This is a genomic window from Eubacterium sp. ER2, assembly GCF_000765215.1.
Classification (GTDB): Bacteria; Bacillota; Clostridia; order Lachnospirales; family Lachnospiraceae; genus Claveliimonas; species Claveliimonas intestinigallinarum.
This window is the reverse complement of the sequence record NZ_JPJE01000006.1, coordinates 114,287-137,442: the sequence shown is the minus strand read 5'-3', so window position 1 is coordinate 137,442 and position 23,156 is coordinate 114,287. Positions and strand designations below refer to the sequence as shown.

At 51.9% G+C, this 23,156-nt stretch carries 20 protein-coding genes, 1 tRNA gene and 1 pseudogene; 5 read left to right on the top strand and 17 right to left on the bottom strand.

Annotated elements, in window-relative coordinates:
- Positions 1-87: 87 nt before the first annotated feature.
- Positions 88-1,020, top strand: coding sequence for a permease (locus NI21_RS0103080; RefSeq protein WP_242842801.1), 933 nt, complete (start codon positions 88-90; stop codon positions 1,018-1,020).
- A gap of 71 nt (positions 1,021-1,091) precedes the next feature.
- Here the strand turns inward: NI21_RS0103080 and NI21_RS0103075 are convergent, their stop codons facing one another.
- The 8 genes from NI21_RS0103075 to NI21_RS16695 form a co-directional block, all read right to left on the bottom strand.
- Positions 1,092-1,739 (bottom strand): YcxB family protein, encoded by a 648-nt coding sequence (locus tag NI21_RS0103075; RefSeq protein WP_242842803.1) that lies wholly within the window; start codon positions 1,737-1,739, stop codon positions 1,092-1,094.
- 501 nt (positions 1,740-2,240) lie between these two features.
- Complete coding sequence (locus NI21_RS0103070) at positions 2,241-2,717, bottom strand: glycine/sarcosine/betaine reductase component B subunit (protein WP_033124768.1); 477 nt, start codon at positions 2,715-2,717, stop codon at positions 2,241-2,243.
- Positions 2,718-2,730: 13 nt separating this feature from the next.
- On the bottom strand, positions 2,731-3,501 hold the full coding sequence (prdD, locus tag NI21_RS0103065; RefSeq protein ID WP_033124767.1) for a proline reductase cluster protein PrdD: 771 nt from the start codon (positions 3,499-3,501) through the stop codon (positions 2,731-2,733).
- Between the two features lie 116 nt (positions 3,502-3,617).
- The gene (gene prdB / locus NI21_RS16255) at positions 3,618-4,343 is read right to left on the bottom strand and encodes a D-proline reductase (dithiol) protein PrdB (RefSeq protein ID WP_081957948.1); all 726 of its coding nucleotides are present in this window, start codon (positions 4,341-4,343) and stop codon (positions 3,618-3,620) included.
- Positions 4,340-4,642, bottom strand: a complete 303-nt coding sequence (locus tag NI21_RS0103055) for a CBO2463/CBO2479 domain-containing protein (protein WP_081957947.1) — start codon at positions 4,640-4,642, stop codon at positions 4,340-4,342. Before NI21_RS0103055 ends, prdB begins: the two co-directional genes overlap by 4 nt.
- Positions 4,643-4,656: 14 nt before the next feature.
- Positions 4,657-6,519, bottom strand: a complete 1,863-nt coding sequence (gene prdA / locus NI21_RS0103050; protein WP_033124765.1) for a D-proline reductase (dithiol) proprotein PrdA — start codon at positions 6,517-6,519, stop codon at positions 4,657-4,659.
- Positions 6,520-6,749: 230 nt separating this feature from the next.
- Positions 6,750-8,141 (bottom strand): electron transporter RnfC, encoded by a 1,392-nt coding sequence (locus tag NI21_RS0103045; RefSeq protein WP_033124764.1) that lies wholly within the window; start codon positions 8,139-8,141, stop codon positions 6,750-6,752.
- Positions 8,142-8,307: 166 nt separating this feature from the next.
- Positions 8,308-8,405: transfer RNA gene (locus NI21_RS16695), tRNA-Sec, on the bottom strand.
- 310 nt (positions 8,406-8,715) lie between these two features.
- On the opposite strand from NI21_RS16695, the gene NI21_RS0103040 reads away from it, so the two are divergent.
- On the top strand, positions 8,716-9,750 hold the full coding sequence (locus tag NI21_RS0103040; protein WP_033124763.1) for a proline racemase family protein: 1,035 nt from the start codon (positions 8,716-8,718) through the stop codon (positions 9,748-9,750).
- Positions 9,751-9,874: 124 nt separating this feature from the next.
- The gene (locus NI21_RS0103035) at positions 9,875-10,471 is read left to right on the top strand and encodes a TetR/AcrR family transcriptional regulator (protein WP_033124762.1); all 597 of its coding nucleotides are present in this window, start codon (positions 9,875-9,877) and stop codon (positions 10,469-10,471) included.
- 95 nt (positions 10,472-10,566) lie between these two features.
- Here NI21_RS0103035 and NI21_RS0103030 read toward each other — a convergent pair whose 3' ends face one another.
- The 4 genes and pseudogenes from NI21_RS0103030 to NI21_RS0103015 form a co-directional block, all read right to left on the bottom strand.
- On the bottom strand, positions 10,567-10,803 hold the full coding sequence (locus tag NI21_RS0103030; RefSeq protein ID WP_033124761.1) for a DUF3343 domain-containing protein: 237 nt from the start codon (positions 10,801-10,803) through the stop codon (positions 10,567-10,569).
- A complete protein-coding gene (locus NI21_RS0103025; RefSeq protein ID WP_033124760.1) occupies positions 10,803-11,006 on the bottom strand; it encodes a sulfurtransferase TusA family protein in 204 nt (67 codons plus the stop codon). The genes NI21_RS0103030 and NI21_RS0103025 overlap by 1 nt, the downstream gene beginning before the upstream one ends.
- A 38-nt stretch (positions 11,007-11,044) precedes the next feature.
- Positions 11,045-12,148: a YedE family putative selenium transporter gene (gene yedE, locus NI21_RS0103020; RefSeq protein WP_033124759.1), complete on the bottom strand. Its 1,104-nt coding sequence runs from the start codon at positions 12,146-12,148 to the stop codon at positions 11,045-11,047.
- A 65-nt stretch (positions 12,149-12,213) separates the two neighbouring features.
- Positions 12,214-13,383: pseudogene (locus NI21_RS0103015) on the bottom strand (aminotransferase class V-fold PLP-dependent enzyme); the annotation flags it as partial.
- A 295-nt stretch (positions 13,384-13,678) separates the two neighbouring features.
- Here NI21_RS0103015 and NI21_RS15980 point away from each other — a divergent pair.
- Positions 13,679-15,991, top strand: coding sequence for a leucine-rich repeat domain-containing protein (locus NI21_RS15980; protein WP_052083854.1), 2,313 nt, complete (start codon positions 13,679-13,681; stop codon positions 15,989-15,991).
- Between the two features lie 89 nt (positions 15,992-16,080).
- Here NI21_RS15980 and NI21_RS0103005 read toward each other — a convergent pair whose 3' ends face one another.
- From NI21_RS0103005 to yedF, 5 genes are read right to left on the bottom strand one after another with little or no spacing between them, the layout of a single operon-like run.
- Positions 16,081-16,986, bottom strand: coding sequence for a selenium metabolism-associated LysR family transcriptional regulator (locus NI21_RS0103005; protein WP_033124758.1), 906 nt, complete (start codon positions 16,984-16,986; stop codon positions 16,081-16,083).
- Positions 16,986-18,899, bottom strand: coding sequence for a selenocysteine-specific translation elongation factor (gene selB / locus NI21_RS0103000; RefSeq protein ID WP_033124757.1), 1,914 nt, complete (start codon positions 18,897-18,899; stop codon positions 16,986-16,988). The genes NI21_RS0103005 and selB overlap by 1 nt, the downstream gene beginning before the upstream one ends.
- Positions 18,896-20,311: an L-seryl-tRNA(Sec) selenium transferase gene (gene selA, locus NI21_RS0102995; protein ID WP_033124756.1), complete on the bottom strand. Its 1,416-nt coding sequence runs from the start codon at positions 20,309-20,311 to the stop codon at positions 18,896-18,898. Before selA ends, selB begins: the two co-directional genes overlap by 4 nt.
- Before the next feature lie 59 nt (positions 20,312-20,370).
- Positions 20,371-21,411, bottom strand: coding sequence for a selenide, water dikinase SelD (gene selD / locus NI21_RS0102990; protein WP_081957945.1), 1,041 nt, complete (start codon positions 21,409-21,411; stop codon positions 20,371-20,373).
- 30 nt (positions 21,412-21,441) lie between these two features.
- Positions 21,442-22,050: a sulfurtransferase-like selenium metabolism protein YedF gene (yedF, locus tag NI21_RS0102985; RefSeq protein ID WP_033124754.1), complete on the bottom strand. Its 609-nt coding sequence runs from the start codon at positions 22,048-22,050 to the stop codon at positions 21,442-21,444.
- 211 nt (positions 22,051-22,261) lie between these two features.
- Between yedF and NI21_RS0102980 the strand changes: the two genes are divergently transcribed.
- Positions 22,262-23,119: a class I SAM-dependent methyltransferase gene (locus NI21_RS0102980; protein WP_033124753.1), complete on the top strand. Its 858-nt coding sequence runs from the start codon at positions 22,262-22,264 to the stop codon at positions 23,117-23,119.
- Positions 23,120-23,156 lie beyond the last annotated feature (37 nt).

Here is a 23,156-nt window from a genome sequence, read left to right as displayed (position 1 = left end):
CCGGGTTCGCCTCCGCTATAATCGGGGGTAGCTTTAGGGGGGCGGGCTCTGAAACAATTTTTATTCATAATCTGGAGGGATGTTTTTATGGCAATGTACATCATGAAGGGATTGTGCGTGATCGGTATCATCCTGAACGTTGTTCTGATGATCCGCAAGAACAAAGAGCTCCGCGCAAATCCGGAGAAAGACCCTGGAACTGGAATGACCGGCGAGGAACTGTGGCAGAGAGGTAAACAGCCGAAGAATCTTGTCGCAACCATTATCACTGGATTTGTAGCGAACTTCCTGGATACTCTGGGAATCGGTTCTTTTGCTCCGTCATCTGCTTCTTTTAAGCTGACGAAGTCTGTAGACGATATCCTGGTTCCCGGCACGCTGAACGTAGGCGATACCGTTCCTGTATGTGTGGAGGCTTTCCTGTTCTTCGGTTTCGTAGATATGGATATCCTGACACTGGTTCTGATGATTGTCGCTTCCGTAGTTGGTTCTTTCGTAATGGCCGATATCGTAACCAAGTTCGACCGGAAGAAAGTTCGTTACGCGCTGTTCGTAGGTCTCTTCATCCTGGCTACTGTAATCCTGATGAAAGTTTTTGCGATCGGCCCATTCGGCACCATCGGTACAGAGCTTGGTCTTCGTGGCGTGAAGCTCGTGATCGCTGTTGTTGGTAACTTCATCTTCGGCGCTCTGATGAGTATCGGTGTTGGTCTGTACGCTCCTTGTATGGCTATGGTTCTGGCTCTTGGTATGGATGCCGGATGTGCGTTCCCGGCTATGATGGGATCCTGCGCATACCTGATGGCATTTGGTAACGGCCCGAAGTTCATCGCTCAGGGAAGATACGACATGGTTGCCTGCTGGACACAGGCTATCTTTGGCGCCATCGGTGTTTACTGCGCATACGCTTTCGTATCCAGTCTGCCGTTGGATACACTGACCAAGGTTATCGCTGTTATCGTTTACATCACAGCGTTCCTGTATCTGCACGACGCTATCAAGAAAGGTTCTGCAGCGTAAGCAGACTCATAAAAACTTCATAATGAGAGAAAAAAAGGTTCTGCGTGGTCATCCCACACAGAACCTTTTTCTTATCTTCTTTCTTTTTCTCTCTCCTGCGCCTCGATCCGCATCCGCGTGATGTGGCCGCGTATCTGCATTCCAAAGTTCTTAAACCGGTTCCAGAGCCCCACAGGCAGCCAGCGGTAATCCGCGCCGCTCTTCTCAAGGATAAACTCCTTAAAGTCCCTCTCCTCACCTTCGGTAAAGTTTGCCTTCGGCAGGATCAGCAGATCATCCTCGTTCATACCTACGTAGTATGTCTTTTCATCCTCCCAGATCCGGTAGATCGTCTTGTAGTAACCCATATTGTCCACAGACCCGTTCTGCCGCACCCGCACGCCTGTATTGCCGAACAGGTAGGTGAGCTCCTCGTTTTCCTTCACTGCCGGGTCCCCTCTCATCGTGCCAAGCGCCAGATACTGCCGGAACAGTCCCGTCGCAACGAGCAGGGCGCCCACGCCGTAGCAGACGATCACGCCGGGCAGCGCCATATTCTTTACCAGAGTCGGCACAAGCGCCAGCAGGATGCCTGTCATAACCAGGTTGAAGGTGACACGCGGGTGTTTCACCCGGTTATAGAATTTGATATATTTCATCATCATGGCCTTGTCCCGCCGGATGTCCACCACATACCGGTTCTTCCGCGGATCGGCCGCCGTCTGCTGCTCCATTTTCACTTCTTCCAATTTCTCCATTCCTCCCTTTCGTTTCGACAGGATTGCCGTCTCGTGGATATTATACCACATCTCCGGGCATATGCCTACATAAAGTGCGGTCTGCCGTCGCTTTTGTCTGATAAAGTGATAATACGTCACTTTATTAAATTTATACAAATTCAGCATCCGGCAATACACTTTATTTGTATAAACATACAACTTTTCCCCACTTTCTCCAGGTGTCTTGACACCCGGGCCATCTTGTGCTATAGTTAACCCAATCTTAATAAAGGTTGCAGTTGCAGTTGATCTGATGCCGACCGCTTTCCCCAAGGGCAGTCCTGCATTGGTGAACTACAATTTATATATACTTTTCTCCGTCAAGGAGATACTTTTCCCCAGCTTTGTATATATACATACAAACTGCATTGCAACGAGGAAAAACCTCTCAATGACATACCAAGAAGAAAGGGCACGACATGAGCAGATGTCGTGCTTTTTCTTTACAGCCTTTTTCCTGTCCTATCTCTCCTGCTCCGCCTTTCTCATCTTCAGCTTCAGAAGAGCCAGGGCCTTCTTGCAATCCAGCTCCACAACGTTGTTTTCCCCGACAACATTGGTCTCTGTGCCGTCCGCGCTCTTGTTTATATCTATGATGCCGTCAAGATAATTGTTCGTGACAACAAACTGGGCCACAGTACCGCTGAAATTCAGGCCTGTCACAGCTATCCCTCTGGTCCCGAGCTGCTCACAGGTGTTCGTAAAGTCCACGTCACTGTTTCCCCAGCCGTCCGATGAGATGATCACACCGTCCGCACGCATGGCCTCAGCCCACACAGCTGTACGTGTCCCAACGAGCATTTTGTCTACGTTGTCATCCGGCGTTCCCACAATAACGATACCCATCAGATCCACATCTGTGTCCTGTGAGACAACATCCAGAAGCGGGTCTCTGAAATGGTGAAGTGATGTTTCTTTTGTTGATGGTCCGATACCCATACTCTTTCACCTCCTACTGCATGGAACGGATAATTCCGTCTCTGTATTCATTTGGCGTCACAAGGATCGGCATATTCCCCATATCGATAATGGAGCGCCCGCCTTCTACTCCCGAGGGCTCTTTCGCAAACAGATGTGTATCATACATAGCACCCTGGCCGGCCACCTGCTTCACGATGAGCACTCTCTTCTTGCCCGGTCTCACGATATCGTGGTACTCGTGGCGCTCTGTACATTTCTCACCTTTAAATTTCTTCATCTTATCCCTGTATGTCTGGATAAACTTATCGCAGGCTCTGTGAGCGGCTGTCGGGCCTGGCCTCTCCTGTCCCATGCCCTCCTTCAGGGTGACGTCAAAGGATATGATGTAATCGTCGTCTCCAGGTGTTCCTGCTCTGTTGAGGACGAGCTGCTCCTTCAGATTACCCTCTGAGGACCCAAACTCATGGCACTGCTTTCCTACAGTATCCACACCTGTAAGGATCACGTATACGCCTGTGATGGTATGTGTAATGCCCTCCCCTATCTTTCCAAGGACCTTAGTGGATATCGGGATGATGTCCATGATCGTGTTTGTCCAGCGGTCATGGTCGCCTGGCATAATGATCTGGATGTCAATCTTCTCTATGTAGTCTTTTTCTTCCTCCACGAGCTTATCCAGCATCTCTTTGCTGACAGTCATATGTCCGTCTACATTGATGTCGTTGTGCTCTCCCCACTCCACATCTGTCATGTGGAAGGCCTTGATCACAAGACGGCGCAGATCTTTTACCTGCTCTGCCATTTTACCACCTCCATGATATTGTTATTTTTTTATCCTGCTTTTTTTACAAAAAGGGCAGATGCAACATACATCTGCCCTTAAAATCCTGTCTGACGCTCAATCCAATATTTCAGATATTAGATCTTAGCAACGTATTCATACGGCAGCGGTACGATCGTTCCAGGTGTGGAGATCTTCTCTAACTGCTCCAGAGTAGCCTTTACGATCTGTGTCTGCTGTTCTACGTTGTGAGGACCACCCGCGTTGGCACCCATAGGGACTAACGGAGCTACCGCACGAGGAGTTCCGGTCTGACGTACAACCGGAGGAAGAGCTGCAATAATAATTGTAGGAATTCCAGCCTCTTCAATCGCTCTCTGCACCAGTACTGCAGAGCGGTGGCAGGTACCTCAGCCAGCGGTGAGGATAACTGCGTCAACATCCTCTTCTGTGAACATCTTTGCGATAGCCGGACCAGTCTCATGTTTGAACTTCTCCTGGTTTCCGCCGCCGCCCATGAAGCCTGCATGTACAGGAGCGCAAGCTCTGATAAAGCCTTCTGCTGCAAGCTCATGAATTCTGTCGATGGGGAACATACAGTTGATGTCCTTGTTAACATCACTGTTATCGTATCCACCGTGTGATACCATCAGTTCGCTGGATGGTGTTGTGTTCTCAATCTTTCTCCATGTCCAGTCACCGGCAAGATTAAATCTCTCCTGTGATTTCTTGTGGACACCAGCTGCTGTTGCAAGAGCGATAGACATGTCTTTCAGCTCTTTTGTAACAGGCGCCCATACCGGAGGAGGAGTAATAGGAACGAAAATTTCAGATTGTAATCCTTTAACAACCGTTAAACTCATTTTGAAACCTCCTTATTTTCCATTTGCCCACGCATCTTTTCCTGATTGCGTCGTTCTTTCTCTATATTGCTGACATACTTCTCATTTACTTCAGGACCGAGCTGTTCCGGAAAGCTCATGTTCCATCCAAACTCCTGTCCTACCTTCGGCTCTGTGTCGCATATGAACATCCTCTTGGGTGCCTTGAAAAATCCAAGACGCCCTTTCAGATCCACGCTGATGCTGCAGTCGTCAACATCCACGACAACGCCTTCCATGTAAATGATCCTGTCGCCATAGTGCAAGCGTTCGTTGTTCATGAAACCGCCTCTGATTAGTCGTATTTTTCCTTACGCTTCTGGCTCATCGGCAGGGACTGCTCGTTCTCCACAAGTTCAACCTTCTTGCCGTAAGTGCTCTCGATCAGCTCCACGTTTGTAGACTTAACGTTCGGGTTCCACTTTCTCTCAGCAGCCTTCACTTCCTCGCCTGCCATAGCTGTCTTCAGCATAGCAAGTGCACGGATTGCATCCTCCTCGCACAGAGTGTTGCATCCGAGAACCTCGTTCTCGATACCGGACTCAGACTTGTTGTTGTCAACCATGTATGTCATGTACTTGTTACCAACAACGAGCGCGCCCTGTACTGCGCAGTAGGACATTCCTACTACCGGAACACCTCTCATACCGATCTGCTCGATATGGCTTGCGAAGTCGATGTGGTTGTTTCCGAAGCCCTCTGTTGTAACAAATGCCCCGTCTACGTCCATCATCTCTACTGTGTGGCCTACACGTTTGGATACATAGAACTTCTCAGCGTTGATCTGCGGGCTTCCTACGAATACTACGCCGCAGAGGTCAACCTCCGGATCATGAAGAGCTTCCAGTACAAGAGGCTCTCTCCAGTAATGTCTGGACATCTCTTTGGATGCAGGTCCGATACATGTAAGAGCATGGATACATCCGTCCAGCACCTCAAGCGGAGATACGCATACAGGAACATTTCCTAAGTCAACGTTTGCTCTCGCTCCAAGGATACCAACGGGCTCTACAGGAAGGATGAAGTTGTCATGCATAGCTCCCTGTCCCATGATCTCCTTAACGATAACGACTTTCTTCTTGCCGGGACGACGAACCTGCTTCAGCTCCTGTGTATCAGCAACAAGGCTGTCATCCAGCTCCTTCATAACCTCACGGATCTCCTGTGTGATCACATCAAATGCTGTGTGTGCAGCCATAGGTCCGCGGCGCTCCATGTTTGTCTTCTCCTGGATCACGATGTTACCCTTGATGAAGATCTCGCCTTTGTCCGGGCATCCCGGGCGTCCCCACATGATGTTCTCGTCCAGGTATCCTTCAGAGGAACCGAACTCACCGATCTGAACTCCGCCCTCGTCTGTACCTGTCAGCATCATAACAACGCCGTCCAGAACTCTTGTCACACCTGTACCGAGGTCAGCGTCGCCCTCTTTTGTAGCGATGGGCTGTACGTCCATGATCGTCTCAGAATATGTGTGGTATTTGTCAGGAGTGATGATCTCCAGGTGGAAGTCTTTTACAAGCTCCTGATTGTCGATTACTTCCTGCTCAATTCCCTCACGGATGTAAAGGGTTGTCCCCTCGATCTTTGTCTCAGGTCCTCTCTTTACCTCTGTAATCTTGTAGTGCTTTCTTGTTAAAGTTCTTACTACCTTCTCTTCCTCAGCTTCTGCTGCCGGAGCTGCTGCTCCTGTAACTGCCGCTTCTGCTGCTGCCGGGATCTCTGCCACTGCAGCTCCCCCGTTTCCAAGTGCTCCAACCGGAATCTCAAGGTTGATGTCCTTTCCTTCTCCGATGTGGATCTTCAGAGTGCCGCCTGCTGCTACAACCGGTGCTGCCGCTGCCGGAGCTGCAGGTGCTGCCTCTTCCTCCTCTGCCGGAGCCTCCTCTGCTGCCTCTGTAGTCGGCGCTTTCGCTCCCTCTACCTTGTCAGCGGTAAGCGGGCAAAGTGAATCGCAGGTCTCTTTCAGTTTTGCACCGAGAACCTCTTCGATGGTAAGGCATCCATCCAGGTTCAGTAACCCTGAATCTACAAGATCGTCAAAGATTGCGGGATCTTCCAGATTAGCTGGCTCGATTGTAATGCCGCCTTCGGCTCTACAACAAAGTACTGCAGGATCATGTGCATGTGCTTTAGCTGTTTCAGCTGTGATTGACATATTTTTTCCCTCCTTGTTTTTTGTTGCAAGGGTATCGCAGTAGATACCCCAGTTTTTTTGCTCGTGCTGCGCACGGGCAAGAGTGTATATTTGCAGCCGCCGATAAAGAGAAAATACCTCTCACTTTTCATCGTCCTGCGAAAGTATCGGGGTGTCTCCCACAGGCTTTATCCGCGACAGAAATACCGTAAATTCCAGGGGACTTGTCCCCCTCTTATCAAAAGGCATATTTAGAAATCAATATCCTGGCTGACCTCTTTTGAGATCTTCAGTGTTCTGTAAAGAGGATGTCCAATCGTCCTCATCACATGGTCTGTCTGATGGAAGACCTTCAGCCCCATCTTCGGCGCGGAAGCCATAACTGTGTTGGAGCAGTCAGAGCAGTTGCCGATGATGATGTACTCGCAGCCGTCCTTCTTGAACTGCAGGTTGTTCTTAACCTGTCCGGGACAGTTGCCGGGCCGTAAGCACTTCAGCGGAGCGCCCGGCTTGTTCTCGATGGCCTGCTTGCATCTGCAGACAGATACCACATTGGCGTTCATCTTGGAAGCGATCTCCCTCATGCGGTCCTCGCTTCCGCCGCAGGCACAGACAAGAAGTCCTGTCTTGGCTCCGTGGAGATCCGGGAATTCCATTGTCACAAGGATAGCTCCCGTTGTCTTTGTGATAGGAGCGTCCATCTCAGTGGATTTTCCTGTGAAAGCTCCTCCCATGATGATCTCGCCGTATTTTCCGTCAATGCCGCCGGCCTTCTCAATGAGCTCTCCAACGCTGACGCCTACCGGCACGTCCATGAACACATGAGCTTCGTTTCCGCCCACCAGCTTGCCGCGGACAGTCACATTCTTTGTGATGCAGGGCTTTCTCTCGTCGATCGCCTCTGCCACCTTCGCGGCGGTCTCCAGGTTCACAACCACAGATCTGGCCGCTGACGGAAGCTGTGTCGTCGTAAGGTTCACGCCAAGGCACTCTCTTACTACCGCACGCTCCTCACCCATCGGATAGATATCCGCCAGCATATGCATGGAAATATCCGGCTCATTCTTCAGGGCCGCATCCAGTATCTTGATTGCTTTATGATGTTTCTTCTTAATAGCGAAGATAGCTTTGTCGGCATGAGTGATCTCCATACAGTATTTCACGCCGCGGATCACTTTATCTGTCTGCTCCTCCAGCTGCTTGATGTTATGCTCCAGTCCGGGCTCACACTCCGCAGCGTTTACCAGGATATAGCTGTGCTCCAGCTTAAATCCCTCCGGCAGCTCCGGGTTGATCTCCGGATCCAGCTCAGCCATCGGCGTCTCAGAAAGGTCGATATTCAGCTTTACACCGGTCGGGAATCCAGCTCCGCCCATTCCGACGATTCCGGCTTCCTTTACCATCTCGAGCTTTGTTCCTTCTTTAATAGGAACGAATTCTTCTTTCTGTTCTTCGTCTGGTTTGATGATAATGCGATCATCTGTCACTTCCTCTACCACACCATATACACTGGAAAAAATGTTTGCCCCAAGTCCAGTGGGTGTGGCGATCAGTGTGCCTTTTTCCACTTTGTCGCCGGCCTTCACAATAGCCTGGCATGGCGCGCCGACATGCTGGCGCAGTAAGATCTGTACATTTCCCATGACACTCTTCTCCTTTTCATTTTTTATTAAGCAAAAACAGATACGGTTCATCCGTTTCCATTTACTTATCACATTTAAATTGCCAAAAGAAGACTTATCGGTCAGATTAATAAATTTTATCTATAAATCTTTCCTGCTACTTTTTTAACAGAAAAGAGCTGTTTTCTGGCGGAGGCATGTGGGAATCGAACCCACCCGGGACGCTCCTAACGCCCCACACTAGTTTTGAAGACTAGGAGGCACACCAGTCACCCATCTACCCCCCTGATTCTTTATCATGCCCATTTACAATAGCACAGCTTTTGTCAGATTTCAAGCCTTTTCTGGACACTTTTATATTAGCAAAAAAACATTGACTTTTCAAGGTGTTTACCCCATAATAGTGAATAGAAAGATGAACGGCGTACTAGACGAGGGACTAGAATACGGTCTAATCGTTAATTTCCTGTCATTTTCAAGTCTTATTCCGTATAAGACACAGAGAGAACATGGGGGTTTTCAATGTGTTTTTATAAAAAACTTATAGATTTTGTCTATGAGGAAACATTTTCAAAATTCTAAGGAGGTAGCAATTATGGAGTTAAAGGCTAATGTTAACTTCGACCGCTTCGAGGGCGCACTTCAGGTAGTGGACTCTCACACAGAGGGTGAGTTCTGCCGTATCGTTTACGGCGGATTCCCGGAGCCGGAAGGCAACACAATGATCGAGAAGAAGAAATGGATGGAGAAGAACTACGACAAGGTGCGTACAGCTCTTATGTTCGAGCCAAGAGGACACCACGACATGTTCGGCGCTTTCCTCTGCAAACCGGTTAATCCCGAGGCTTCATTCGGCGTTATGTTCATGGATACAGGCGGATACCTGAACATGTGCGGCCACTGCACCATCGGCGCTGTCACAGTAGCTGTTGAGGCTGGCTTCGTTGAGTCCCACGAGGGAGAGAACGATGTTGTGATCGAGGCTCCCGCAGGACTGATCCGCACAAAGGCCATGGTAAAGAACGGCAAGGTTGAGAGCGTGACTCTGACAAACGTTCCGGCTTTCGTTTACAAAGAGAACCAGAAGGTAACGATCGACGGCAAAGAGATCACCTTCACCATCTCCTTCGGCGGCAGCTTCTTCGCTCTTGTTGATACTTCACAGCTTGATATCGGCGAGATCAACGCAAAGAGCGTTCCGGCCTACTCTGCTCTCGGAATGAAGATGCTGGATGCTATCAATAAGGAAATTCCTGTAAAGCATCCGCTGCTTGACATTGACACAGTTGACCTTGTTGAGTTCTACGGACCTACTCCGAATCCGGACAAGGCTGACTTAAGAAACGTTGTTATCTTTGGCGACGCTATGGCTGACCGCTCACCGTGCGGTACAGGTACAAGCGCAAAGCTCGCTACTCTGCATCACTGGGGAGAGATCGAGGTTGGACAGGAGTTCAGGTACGAGAGCTTCATGGGCAGCATCTTCAAGGGCGTGATCAAAGAGACAACAAAAGTCGGCGATTACGATGCAGTTATCCCGATGATCACAGGAAGCGCATACCTGACAGGCGTCGCTACATACCTGATCGATCCGGAGGATCCGCTGAAATACGGCTTCCAGGTTGGATAATCACATCTGTTCCGAATGGATTAATGAAGATTTTTCATGTAGAGAGCGGTTTACAACCGCTCTCTGTTCTTTTATAATGTTAGACATGGATTTTTCGGCTCTACTTTACAGTCGTCAGAAAGGGATGAGAACATGGCAAAAAAAACGGCAGTCCACTAAAAGCCGGATCGTGAAGGCAGCGTGGAACCTCTTTTACAAAAACGGATACGACAACACTACCGTAGAGGATATCATCAACGCCTCCAAGACCTCCAAGGGAACCTTTTACCACTATTTCAAGGGAAAGGAAGCCCTCCTGAACACTCTGTCCAATCTGTTTGACCAGAAGTACGAGGAGCTCTCTGCCACGATCGACCCGGAGATGACGGTCTATGACAAGTTACTCTATCTGAACCACGAGCTGTTTTTCATGATCGAGAGCAGCGTGGATCTGCATCTGCTGGCCTATCTGTACTCCTCCCAGCTCATTACCAAGGACAAGAAATCTCTCTCCGACAAAAAGAGATTTTATTTTCAGTGGGTCACCCAGCTTCTCCAGGAAGGGCTGGATGGCGGGGAGTTCGCCCCCACCTCCACCGCCGCCGAGCTGATGGACATCTACGCCATGTACGAGCGCGCCCTCCTGTACGATTGGTCCCTGTTCAAGGGGAAATTCTCCCTGACAGAGAAAAGCGACAGGCTGCTGCCCCATGTGCTGGACAGCTTCCGCCGGGGCATCTGACAGCCCGGCTTTGCAGCAAAGGAAAAGAGACTGCCGGGCATATACGCCCCAGGCAGTCTCTTTGCATTTTCTTTCCATCGTCATTTTCTGCACTGCTACACCATACACTCGTGGAGAGCTTCGTTTTCAATGCCCGCCTCCTCCATCACGGAGAGGATGGCTTCCCGCTCCTCAAGCGCCGCGCACCAGGCAAGACCGCATCCGGCGGATATAGCCCGGGGCACAGGGATCAGACGGCCGGGGGCATTTTTTTCCTTGCACGTCTTCTCCATTGCCATGGCATCTGCTGTTGTGTGAAATGTTACGACCAGCTTTAATTCTTTTTTTCTCATTACTCGATCACTACTTCAAAGCATCCGTCTTTCTCTGTTGACACTGCCTTCTTCCCGTGGTCCTTCGCATATTTCTCCACATTCATCTTCTGGTGGGGCTCACTGACAAGCACCTTCACAGGGCCGTCCGCGTTTTTGAGGGCCTCCGCAGTCAGCATCAAAGGCTCCGGGCAGGAAAGACCTCTTGCATCTACTTCCTTCATATTATTTTACCTTCTTTCCTAGAATAACATATTTACAACTATTTTGCACTCTCTCTTTTATTTGTAAACGCAATGATAAAGCACACGATGATACAGATGATCACCGCCACCTTTCCGGCAGGTGTAGCCGCTCCCGCTACAACCTCTCCAGTCTCCGCGTTGAGGGCTGTGCCGCTGGAGGCAAGTCCCAGGTTGTGGCACAGAGCCGCGCCGAAGAACAGACCCAGAACTGTCACCGCTGAATCCGCAGATCCCTGTCCCGCAAGGACAAGCTGGCGCAGCGGGCATCCGCCTGCCAGTACAGCAGCAAAGCCTACCGCGTACATGCCGAGAATGTTCCACAGGTGCTCGGAGTGGGCGATGATGCCCGGCGTGTCAAAGCCAGGCGTAAAGTTTCCTGTCGCGATGTTGTAGATCAGCATAACAACAAAGAGTCCCACGATCACTGTGAGAAGGTCAAAGTTTTTCATCAGGATCACGTCCCTGATACTTCCCGCAAAGCACATTCTCGACTTCTGGGCAAAGGCGCCGAAGATCAGGCCTCCGATGAGGGAGATAATGATAGGTGCATGCATGCTTCCCGGGCCGCTTGTGCTGGACTTGAGAAGTGTGGTGCACAGTGCAAGCAGTAGGATACCTACCATGATGGCCGGCAGTACCACGCCGCTGGTCTTCTGGGTCTCATGAGCCCTTCCCAGGCTGAAGCCCTTCTTCAGGGCAAAGGCGCCTGTGGCCACGCCGAGGATAAAGCCGATGAGGGCTACCCATGCGTTCAGGTCGCCTGCGGACATACGGATCACCATACGCAGCGGGCATCCCAGGAACACGAGGGAGCCGATCATGATGACCATTCCAAGGATAAAGCGGATCATCGGTGAAGATCCAGCCGTGGAACGGTACTCCTTTGTAGCCGCTGAAATCACAAAAGCGCCGAGAACGATGCCGATGATCTCAGGGCGGGCATACTGTACCGTGTCTGCCTGGTGCATGCCCAGGGCCCCCGCTGTGTCGCGGATAAAGCAGGCGATACAGATCGCCATGTTGGCCGGGTTTCCAAAGTACGCGAGGGCTGCCGCCACAAGTCCGCATACCACCCCTGCCAGCGCAAGTTTTTTCTTTGAGTCTGACAAGTTAAAATTCATTTGTACTTCCTCCTTCTACTCTCATTCACTCAAAAAACAGATTTACCGAAAGCTCCAGGAACCCACTATTCTTCCTCCTGCGCAAGCTCACGGATGGCTCTTATGGCCGTCTCCACCTCCTCATCAGTGGTGTAGTGGGAAAAGCTGAACCTTACTGCCCCCTGCTCCACCGTTCCCAGGGCCTGGTGCATCAGAGGCGCACAGTGAGCCCCCGGTCTGGTAGAAATTCCATATTCTGTAAGAAGTTCATCGCCAACTTCTGAGGAGTCATAATCACCGATATTGAGGGAGACGATGGGACATCTCTCCCCTCCGGAAAAATCGCCGTACACAGTAACGCCGGGAATATCTTTCACTCCGTTGTAGAAATTCCACATACATTCCTGCTCTCTTTTGCGGATGTTGTATATGCCTGTCCGCTCAATATACTCCACGGCCGCGTGGAGTCCCGCTATGCCGTGGCCGTTCATGGTCCCCGCCTCCAGGGCTGTAGGCATCTGGGCCGGATGAGTCCTGCTGTAGGTCTGGACGCCGCTGCCGCCGCTCTTTAAGGGCCGCACTTTGACGCCCTCCCTCACGTACATACCGCCTGTCCCCTGGGGCCCCAAGAGCCCCTTGTGGCCTGTAAAGCAGAGGATGTCTATGTGCATCTTCTCCACGTCAATGGGAAATACCCCCGCTGTCTGGGAGGCATCCACGATAAAGAGAAGGCCGTGGTCCTTCGCGATCCTGCCCACTCTCTCGATATCCACCAGATTGCCTGTCAGGTTGGAGCCGTGGGTACACACGATGGCCTTTGTCTCCGGACAGATAGCCCTCTCAAAATCTTCGTATTCAACGAGCCCTTTTCTGTCACTCTCTATGATGGTCAGGCGAACTCCCCGCTCCTCCATCTCGTAAAGGGGACGCAGCACGGAATTGTGCTCCAGCATAGTGGTGATCACGTGATCACCGGGATTTAAAACGCCCTTGATGGCCGTGTTCAGGCTCTCCGTGGAGTTGCATGTGAACACCAGCTGTCTGGGATCCTTTCCGCCGAAAAAGTGGCAGAGCTTCTCTCTTGTGTCATATATCGTTCTTGATGCTTCCAGCGAGGCCGAGTGAGCACCCCTGCCGGCGTTCCCCATGGACTGCATGGCAGTCACAACCGCCTGGATCACTTCCTTCGGCTTCTGCATCGTCGTCGCCGCATTGTCCAGATAGATCATCTTCATTCCCCCAATCTGTCTTCTGGCTTCTTTCTTAGTATACTTCTCTTTGCGTCTTTACGTCTAATCGTTAAAATCAATATATAGATTTTATTCATTCGCTTTTTCTATAAATCGCACAGAGCCACTGTCCCAACATCATGCCCCTTAAAAAAACGCCCTGTGGCCTTCCAGTCTAATCACAAAAACGTAATATACCCTCATATTGATTATATTTTTCTATTACTATGATATTTTATCAAAATTACCAATTGGACACCCAGCTTTTTTCTCCTGGATAGTTTAAAACATGAGGAATAAGGGGAGTAGGAATGGAGGAAACATGAAGAGAAAGGTACTATTATTAATCGCAGTTGCCTTATCAGCAGGAATATCAGCAACTAGCGCTATGGACGTCAAAGCAGCAGACAGCGAAATTTTTGTCCCTGACACGTATTTGCGCCAGGTTATCTGCGACACGCTGGGAAAAGCATACGACTCAGCCATCACAGAGGAGGAAATGCTCTCTATTACTGAACTGAACAGTGACTCTCTTCCGCTGATAGAAAGTCCGGCAGAAGATCTGAAGGACTTTAACAGGGGCATTGAGTCTCTGGAGGGGCTCCAGTATGCAAAAAATCTCACCAGTCTGGATCTATCCGAAAACCGCATCTCTGACCTTGGCCCTCTGGCTGAGCTTAAAAACTTGTCCTATCTGGAACTTGACCGAAACAATATCCGGGACCTTACCCCTCTGGCAGGACTAGACTCACTGGAGCATTTAAACATTTACAATAATTTTCTGGAAAGTGTAGAACCTCTTTCCGAGCTCTATAATCTTCAGTTTCTGGATATGCACTACGCAAACCGGGAAGGGACTGTCATTGACCACACACCTCTCTCTTCCTTAACCAACCTTACTTATCTGAGTGTAGAGAGCAACTACCTGACAGATATTTCTTTTCTTGAGCCATTAGCTGATAGCGGCAATCTTAAAACAATACTTGTAAGAGCAAACTCCATCACGGATTTCAGCCCGCTCAGCGATCTGCTCTATAAGGAATACTCACAAATGTATCCAAATGGTATGCCTGGTTTTGAAAGCCCTGAAAGCACAGATATCATGGTAGGTACCAACAACCAAAGCCCCTGGGGCGAAACTCTCGAGGTCAACGCTCCGGCCTCCGGAGGCGAAATACGTATTGCTCTCCCAGAGATTAAAGGATTTGAACAGGTAGAAGAATACTATGCCTTTTTTATGTCTATGATGGAGATGAACACTCTAAAGCAGCTTAGTCTGGAAACAAATGACGATGATATCCATATTTCTTATGACAACAGCACCAACGAAGCCGTCTTTGAATTTCCGCAAAACATCGTCGGCTCAAGCAAAGATATCAATACCCAGCTTCTTCTCGGCATTTACGGTACAGATTTTGAAGCCCAGTTTCCCATTCACATTTCTCAGCCCACACGACTGAGCGCAACTTTAAATATCGAAAACGGGACAAAAAACCTCCTTTTTATCAACTCGCAAGAGGAGGACTGCATCTCTTCTGACTATGTAACCGGCACTGTACTTAATGCAGACGGAACCCCCTGCGTTCTGGAAGATGTACAAATCACTTTTGAGGGAACATGTGAGTTTATGAACAGATACTCTCAGGATATGTTTTCCGCTAAGGATATCCAAATTGATGGGAACACTTTCCGTTTTCGGGTAGCACAGGACCGAACAAAGGGTTTTGACAGCAACTTCCTGCTCAATCCCACAATAACTTTTCGCCTGTCCGGGGACAATACTGACTACACTCTGGAAAGAGGCACCCTCAAGATCCACAACGTCTATGTATCCAACGAAAGCCCGGTTATTCCAGAGGCTGGACTGAGCTTTGACGTCTCCTCCGCGAAGGATGGCTCTTATACATCGGAGATATTTACTTTGGGATTTCCTTCAACACAGCGTACCATACAGTCCGTTACCGTGATTGACGAGGATGGATCCCGGCTTACTCCCATACTCACAGAAGACAGAACAGGGCTTACAGTGGCCGTATCAGGCAAAGAAGCTTTGAAAAAAAACTATACCATCTCACTGTCTTTCTATCCCCTGACAGAAGATATATGGGATGCTCCTGTTGAATTGTCTTTTCAGCCAAAACTTATATACAGTGCCGTTAATCCTGCTATAGAGTCCCAGCTCTCGCTTTCTCCACTGAGCTTAAAAACCGGAGAAGCAACAAATCTGACATTAACGTATCAGGATACATCCTGCTCATCTTTCACGGCTGTTCCACAAAACCCGGAACTTCTCGACATTTCTGGCACCACGGCAAAAGGTTTAAGAGCAGGCACCGTCGATATCCATATTTCAGACATAACCATTCCCTATCCAGTGGATGGTGAAATAATGGATGTCTCTTATCTGCCAGGCCGGACATTCACGGCTGTCATCAGAGAGGATAGCTCTTCTGAAGACAATATAAATATAGATCAGACACCTGAGACTCCGGCATCCTCTGGCAACACAGACACTGCCGATACACAGACCGCTCCCCAGACAGGTGACACTCACATAGTTATCTGCTGGCTGTTTATTGCTTTGCTTGCTTCATTAGGAATAGCGGTTACAGTGAAGAAAAAATATTCTAAATAGCTTCTTGACATATCAGGGCCCCGCACAAAAAACAGTGCGGGGCCCTTTTTCCTTAATTTGCCATGTAAAGAGAAGTGCACTCCAGAAATTTATCTAATGTCGTAAATTTCCTTCACAGTCTTGATAAACCGCTGCGCCGACTTGGACAGGGGATGATTTTTGTTGTACACAAGGTTCAGGTCCCTTCCCTCGTCCGCCTCGGGGATGGGGAACTCCAGCATCTGTCCGCTCTCCACCTCGTTCTTGGCGGCCAGCCGGGACAGGATGGAGACGCCCATGCCCTGGATGACTGATCTCTTGATGGTCTCCTGGTTGGCGATGCTGGCGATGATGTGGAGCCGCTCCGCCCGGATGCCCAGGTGCCGGAGCTGTTTTTCCGCCTCCTTGCGGGTGCCTGATCCCTCCTCCCGCATGATGACGCTCTCCTCCTGTATCCAGTAGATATCGCTTCCCAGCTGTTTGTACTCCCGGTATTTTTCCGTGTTCGGCGTGATGACCACGAGCTGATCCTTGTAGAAGGGAATATACTTGCAGAATTTTTTCTCCAGCACAGTGCCGGTAAAGCCGATATCCACCGAGCCCTCCGCCACCTGCTCCGCCACCTGGCTGCTGTCCGACTCCAGGATCCGGAGCTGCTCGCCGGGATGCTTGGCGTTAAATTTGGCCAGGATGTCAGGGAGAAGGTACTGCGCAGGGATGGTAGAGGCCGCGATAGTCACACATTTCTGCTCCTCCTCGTCGTGTCTGCCGAACTCTTCCTTTATCTTTTCCGTCAGATCCAGGATCTGGCGGGCGTAGGTGTACAGCTTCTGCCCCTCGGGGGAGAGCGCCACCTCCTTTGTGTTTCGCACAAAAACCCTTGTATCCAGTTCTTTTTCCAGAGAGGCAATGTGGGCGCTGATGGTGGGCTGCGTCAGAAACAGCTTTTTTGCCGCTTTTGAGAAGCTGCCGGACTGAGCCACCTCCACAAATGCCTCCAATTGTTTTAAATTCATCAGTATGCTACCCTTTCACTTTCCGCCCCTGTTTTTCTTGTGACCTTGACCGTGTCCATATACTCCAGAATGGGCTTGGCGCTCTTTCTGCTTGTATGGAACATGTCCCGGACCTGGGCGATGGTTATCACAGGCTCCTCCTTCAGCTTTTCGCGTATCTTCTCTTTCGCCTGCTCCATGTAGGATGACAGAGTGTACATCTCCTCTGTCACCTTCACGATCTGCTTTTCCTCCAGAAGGATGTTCAGGATATCATCCTCCACCTCCTGGCTCACTCCCTTCACAGGGATCTCCCCGTACCGGACAAAATCAAACCCGGCCTTCTCCATAGCCCCCAGAAGGGTCTCTGACACCTGCTGGTAGGTGGCGTCCTTACACACTTCGTAATCCGGCGTGCTGAGGAACTCGTCCACCCTCTTTATAGCCTGCTCCTCCTCCAGACGGCTGATAAAGGAGTCAAATACATTGGGCTTCAGCTTCGGGAAAAACGCTGTGTGGATCTGGGCCTTCTTCATGCCGTAGCGGTAGGGATATTTTGCCTCATAGCCTGCAAGCTCCTCCAGGATCCGCTCTCTGGCCCGGGCAGCAGCCTGCCTGTGCCACACGTAGGTGTCCTTTCTCATGGGGAACGTAAGAACTGTCCCCTCCTTCTTAAGCTCCTCCACATCCCGGGCGATCTCCTCCGGGGCAAGGGCTGTCAATTTGGCCAGCTCTGACAGAGTGATCATAGTCTCTCCGTGAGACCGGACATGCATCTCCACCACGTCCGCTGTGGAGCCTGACTCCTTCCGCTCCAGATCCTCGATGACCTGCTGCTGGAAGCGCCTGTGTACTGAGGGATTGGGCTCCAGGATCACGCCGCCTCCGATGGTCTCCATAGGCGAGTAAAACCGCACCACAAACTTGTCCCCCTTCTTCACGGCAAGCTCCTCCTCCAGGCGAAGCTGCACGTAGCCGCTCTCTCCCGGTCCGATCTCCTCCTTGTCCAGGAGCACCGCACGGCAGAGGATCTCGCTCGTGCCGGTGAAGAGGTGGAGTCTTGTGTGGTTGGTCAGCACCCGCATGGAGGAGTCCAGGATCCGCATCTTCACATCCAAAAGATCCGTGTTCTTCATACTGTCAGGCGGTGCCAGGACACAGCCTCTCCTGATCTCCCTCTTTTTGATATTGGACAGATTGATCGCCACCCTCTGTCCCGCATAGCACTTGTCCACGTCCTCGCCGTGAACCTGTATGCTGCGGATCTTGCTGGTCTTCCCGATGGGATACATCTCCAGCGTGTCTTCCTTCGTAATCGTGCCGCTGAGCAGGGTTCCTGTGATGATGGTGCCAAAACCGGAGAGGGAGAAAGCCCTGTCAATGGGCAGACGGGGGATCGTGGAGGTGTCCTTTTCCTCCACCTCTTCCTCCGACATTCTCTGGATCACCTCCACCAGATGGGGAAGGCCCTCTCCCGTGGCTGCGGACACCCGCACCACCGGCGCCTTTTCCAGGAAGGTTCCTGCCAGCTCCTCTTTGATCTCTTCCTCCACAAGCTCCAGCCAGTCCTCCTCCACCAGGTCGCATTTGTTCAGGACGATGATACTCTTCTCAATACCCAGCAGATTCAGGATGTCCATGTGCTCCCGGGTCTGGGGCATGATGCCCTCATCCGCAGCCACCACAAGGAGAACCAGATCCATGCCCACCACGCCGGCCACCATGTTGTTGATGAACTTCTCATGTCCCGGCACGTCGATGATACCCGCCCGGTCTCCACCCGGCAGATCAAACCAGGTAAATCCAAGGTCAATGGTGATCCCCCGGCGCTGCTCCTCCTCCCACCGGTCTGTGTTTCTCCCGGTGAGGGCTTTTATGAGTGTGGTCTTGCCGTGGTCGATGTGGCCCGCTGTTCCGATGATAATATGCTTCACTGTTCCGGCACCTCCAGTTCCTCAAGCTCGCCAAGCTCCCGGGCTGCCAGGGCTGCGTCCTCCGCTGTCACGGTCCGCATATCCATGAGGATCGTATCATTGACCACTCTGGGGATGATGGGCACCGGCAGGCGGCGCATCCGCTCCTCCAGCTCAGGCACAGTGACTCTCTCGGGGAAGATGGTCACCCCCCAGCTCTCCAGCCTCTCCAGGGGCAGAGAGCCGCCGCCGATCTGGGACTGGCAGGGGACCACCTGGATCTTCGCGGCCAGGTGCAGCCGTCTTAGCTTCCTGGCAAAGGAGTCCGCCGCCTTTTTCACCTCACCGGCAGGCTGGGTGATCATCCGAAGGACCGGCACATTGCGGACGGCCTTCTCCTCTGACAGATACTCATGGAGCACCAGCTCCAGGGCCGCGGCTGTAAATTTGTCGATCCGCAGCGCCCTGGTGAGCTGATTTTTCTTCATCATATCGATATATTTCTTCTTTCCCACGATGATGCCGGCCTGGGGGCCTCCCAGAAGCTTGTCCCCGCTGAAGCTGACCACGTCCGCCCCCTTTGCTATGGAGCTTTGCACCGTGGGCTCGTATGTAAGCCCGTATCTGGAAAGATCGATGAGCACGCCGCTGCCCAGATCCTCGATGACAGGGATATCCTTCTCCCTGGCCAGGGGGATCAGCTCATCGATCTCCACGGTCTCTGTAAATCCAACGATCCGGTAGTTGCTCGTGTGGACCTTGAGGAGAGCCCTGGTTTCCTCTGTCACCGCCTCCTCGTAGTCGGCCAGATGGGTCTTGTTGGTGGTCCCCACCTCCACCAGAGTGGCGCCGCTTTGCTCCATCACATCGGGAATACGGAATTTGCCTCCGATCTCCACCAGCTCACCCCTGGAGACTACCACCTCTCCGCCCCTGGCAAGAGAGCTCAGGATCAGCATGACCGCCGCCGCGTTGTTGTTGACGGCCATAGCCGCCTCAGCCCCCGTCAGGCGGCACAGAAGTTGCTCAAAGTGGGAGTACCTCTCCCCTCTTCTTCCCGCCTCCAGATTGTATTCCAGGTTGGAGTACCCGCTCACAAGGTCCGCGGCCTTCTTTAAGTGCTCCCCGGAAATGGGGGCCCGGCCCAGGTTTGTGTGCAGGACCGTGCCAGTGCCGTTGATCACCTTTCTCATATTGGGCGTGTTGATAGCTCTGACCCGGTCTTCAATATCCTTTTTGAGGCTCTCTGTCTTCTGCCGGGCCTCCTCCTCATCCTGGCAGGCCCCGATAAAGGCCCGCAGGGCATCTGTCTCAGACCGGATCGCCTCCATGACGGTCTCCCGGCTGTAGGCTTCGATCAGCCCCTGTATCTCCTCATCCGCCAGCAGAACATCCACCTTGGGTATGCTGCGGTATAACTTGCTTTTATCCATATTCCCTTCCTCGCATCCTGTTGGATCGGATCACTGGATCCTACCCTTAAATCTGACCATCAGGACAGGACGATCAGCTTATCGCTCTTCGGTCCCACCTTCCCGATCACGGATACCTTTGTATCCATATGCGCATGCTCAAAGTCGCGCATCACATTTTCCAGATCCTCCGGCGCCACAGACAGGAGCAGGCCGCCCGATGTCTGCGGGTCATACAGAAGATCCAGATAGTGCTCCTCCACGCCCCCGGTCTCCACCTTCTTTATGGAGTAGCCTCTGTTCTTATATGCCCCGGCGGGCACAAGCCCCATCTTGGCATAGTCTATGGCATCCTCCATGTAGGCGATGTCGTGGACGCGAAGCTCAAATGTCACCTCACTGGCCTCGGCCATCTCCACACAGTGGCCCAGAAGCCCAAAGCCCGTAATGTCCGTGCAGGCAGATACATTGTACCTCTCTGCCACTTTTTTTGCCTTCTTGTTCAGAGACGCCATCACAGTCTGGGTCTCCCGTATAGCGGAGGGAGACGCCATCTCGGCCTTCACAGCCGTGTTGACGATACCGCTTCCGATCTGTTTGGTGAGCACCAGCACATCCCCCGGCCTGCAGCCGTAATTTTTAAAGATCTTCTGGGGATGCACGAAGCCGGACACACACAGGCCGTACTTGGGCTCATCGTCCTGGACAGAGTGTCCGCCCACAAGGACAGCTCCGGCCTCCTTCACCTTGTCCGCTCCCCCTGCCAGTATGTCGCCCAGGATGGCTGGGTCAAGGCAGTTGGGAAATCCCACGATATTTAAGGCCACCGCGGGCTCGCCGCCCATGGCCCACACATCGCTTAGGGAGTTGGCCGCCGCGATCTGCCCGAACATGTAGGGGTCGTCCACAATCGGCGTGAAGAAGTCCACGGTCTGGATCATGGCTATATCGTCTGTCACCTTATAGATAGCTGCGTCGTCGGACGTCTCTATGCCGACGATCAGGTTGTCGTCTTGAAATTTCGGCAGCTTGCTCAGAACCTGAGCAAGGGTCTCCGGACCTATTTTGGCCGCTCAGCCCGCTGTCTTGCTGAGCGTGGTCAGTCTGACATCTGATTTCATAATAAAATATCCTCCTTTAGCCTGCCTCCCTTATGGGCGCAGGATCTTGGCAGCGCCGGCCATCGTCTCCACGATGCTGTACATATTTGTGACAGATCCGACTGCCAGCTTCTCCTTCAGGCCATAGTAGTCAAGGCATGTGCCGCATGTCTGGATCTCAACGCCCTGCGCCTCCAGGGATTTCAGATCCTCAAGACAGTCTGATCCCTCGCAGGTAAGCGTGGCGCCGCCGTTATAGAATAACATGGTTTTGGGCAGTTCCTCAAGCTGTGTCACCGCGAAAATGAAGCTTTTTGCCAGAACCTTGCCCAGCTCATCGTTTCCTGAGCCCATCCGGTCGGATGACATGACGACGATCATGTTGCCCCTCGCGTCCGGGATGCAGGCTGTGTCATCGGCTGCGTCCGCTGCCGCCGGAGCTCCCTCCATCTGGATTGTCACCTTGTACTCGCCCTCTCCCAGCTTCTCGGAGGTCACCTTGCCGCCGCTTGAGGAAGCCATCTTTGTCACATTCTGTACAGAAATCTCATTGTCTACCAGAACCTCGATGGTCTCCGGGCCTGTCAGGGCCTGCATAGCCTTCTTTGTCTTGATGACCGGTACCGGACACTTGTCTCCCATTGCATTTACTGTGATCATACTGTATTCCACCTTTCTTTTGCGGGTCCACGCCCACTTATAGAAACATTCTATCACTGATAGTGCAAAAGGTAAAGGTCATACACGTAATATTCCACAAATTTCAGAAACATATTCCCGTTGGAATTGAAGGCTTGTCCAAGGTATGCTATAATTCTCCGCGCAACGTATTATTAATGTATGATCAAACAAGAAGCGAGGTTGAAAATATATGTGGATTGCTGACAACTGGAAGGATTACGAGGTGCTGGACTGCAGCCAGGGAGAAAAGCTGGAGCGCTGGGGCGACTATCTCCTCATCCGGCCGGATCCCCAGGTCATCTGGGACACTCCGAAGACACTGAAGGGCTGGAGAAAGTGCAACGCGCACTACCACCGCAGCAAGAAGGGCGGCGGCGAGTGGGAGTTCTTTGACCTCCCATCCCAGTGGACCATCCACTACAAGGAGCTGACCTTCAATCTGAAGCCCTTCAGCTTCAAGCACACAGGGCTCTTTCCGGAGCAGGCCGCCAACTGGGACTGGTTTTCTGAAAAGATCCGGCAGGCGGGCCGCCCCATCAAGGTGCTGAACCTTTTCGCCTACACAGGAGGAGCCACCCTGGCCGCAGCCGCGGCGGGCGCCTCGGTGACCCACGTGGACGCCTCCAAGGGCATGGTCACCTGGGCCAAGGAGAACGCTGTCTCCTCCGGGCTGAAGGATGCCCCCATACGCTGGCTGGTGGACGACTGCATCAAATTCGTGGAGCGGGAGATCCGCAGGGGCAACCACTACGATGCCATCATCATGGACCCGCCCTCCTACGGCAGAGGGCCCAAGGGGGAGATCTGGAAGATCGAGGAGTCCATCCACCCCTTTATCAAGCTGTGCACAAAGGTTCTGTCAGACAAGCCCCTCTTTTTCCTGGTAAACTCCTACACCACAGGGCTGGCCCCGGCGGTGCTCACCTACATGCTGAGCACGGAGCTGAAGTCCTTCGGCGGACATGTAGAGTCCCAGGAGATCGCCCTCCCCGTGACGGCCTCTGGTCTCTTTCTCCCCTGCGGCGCTTCCGGCAGATGGGAGGCTTAGGTTCCGGGTCTTCGGGGATGCTATAGCACAATAAACT

Bases quoted from the DNA above. Each gene is read 5' to 3' on its own strand.
- NI21_RS0103080 (WP_242842801.1), top strand. From the start codon at position 88: ATGGCAATGTACATCATGAAGGGATTGTGCGTGATCGGTATCATCCTG.
- NI21_RS0103040 (WP_033124763.1), top strand. From the start codon at position 8,716: ATGGAGTTAAAGGCTAATGTTAACTTCGACCGCTTCGAGGGCGCACTT.
- prdA (WP_033124765.1), bottom strand. From the start codon at position 6,519: ATGTCAATCACAGCTGAAACAGCTAAAGCACATGCACATGATCCTGCA.
- NI21_RS0103055 (WP_081957947.1), bottom strand. From the start codon at position 4,642: ATGAACAACGAACGCTTGCACTATGGCGACAGGATCATTTACATGGAA.
- yedF (WP_033124754.1), bottom strand. From the start codon at position 22,050: ATGATCACAGTAAATGCAATGGGAGACAAGTGTCCGGTACCGGTCATC.
- NI21_RS0102980 (WP_033124753.1), top strand. From the start codon at position 22,262: ATGTGGATTGCTGACAACTGGAAGGATTACGAGGTGCTGGACTGCAGC.
- NI21_RS0103025 (WP_033124760.1), bottom strand. From the start codon at position 11,006: ATGAAGGAAGTAGATGCAAGAGGTCTTTCCTGCCCGGAGCCTTTGATG.
- NI21_RS0103005 (WP_033124758.1), bottom strand. From the start codon at position 16,986: ATGAATTTAAAACAATTGGAGGCATTTGTGGAGGTGGCTCAGTCCGGC.
- NI21_RS0103030 (WP_033124761.1), bottom strand. From the start codon at position 10,803: ATGAGAAAAAAAGAATTAAAGCTGGTCGTAACATTTCACACAACAGCA.
- selA (WP_033124756.1), bottom strand. From the start codon at position 20,311: ATGGATAAAAGCAAGTTATACCGCAGCATACCCAAGGTGGATGTTCTG.
- NI21_RS0103035 (WP_033124762.1), top strand. From the start codon at position 9,875: ATGAGAACATGGCAAAAAAAACGGCAGTCCACTAAAAGCCGGATCGTG.
- NI21_RS0103045 (WP_033124764.1), bottom strand. From the start codon at position 8,141: ATGGGAAATGTACAGATCTTACTGCGCCAGCATGTCGGCGCGCCATGC.
- yedE (WP_033124759.1), bottom strand. From the start codon at position 12,148: ATGAATTTTAACTTGTCAGACTCAAAGAAAAAACTTGCGCTGGCAGGG.
- NI21_RS0103070 (WP_033124768.1), bottom strand. From the start codon at position 2,717: ATGGGTATCGGACCATCAACAAAAGAAACATCACTTCACCATTTCAGA.
- NI21_RS15980 (WP_052083854.1), top strand. From the start codon at position 13,679: ATGAAGAGAAAGGTACTATTATTAATCGCAGTTGCCTTATCAGCAGGA.
- prdD (WP_033124767.1), bottom strand. From the start codon at position 3,501: ATGGCAGAGCAGGTAAAAGATCTGCGCCGTCTTGTGATCAAGGCCTTC.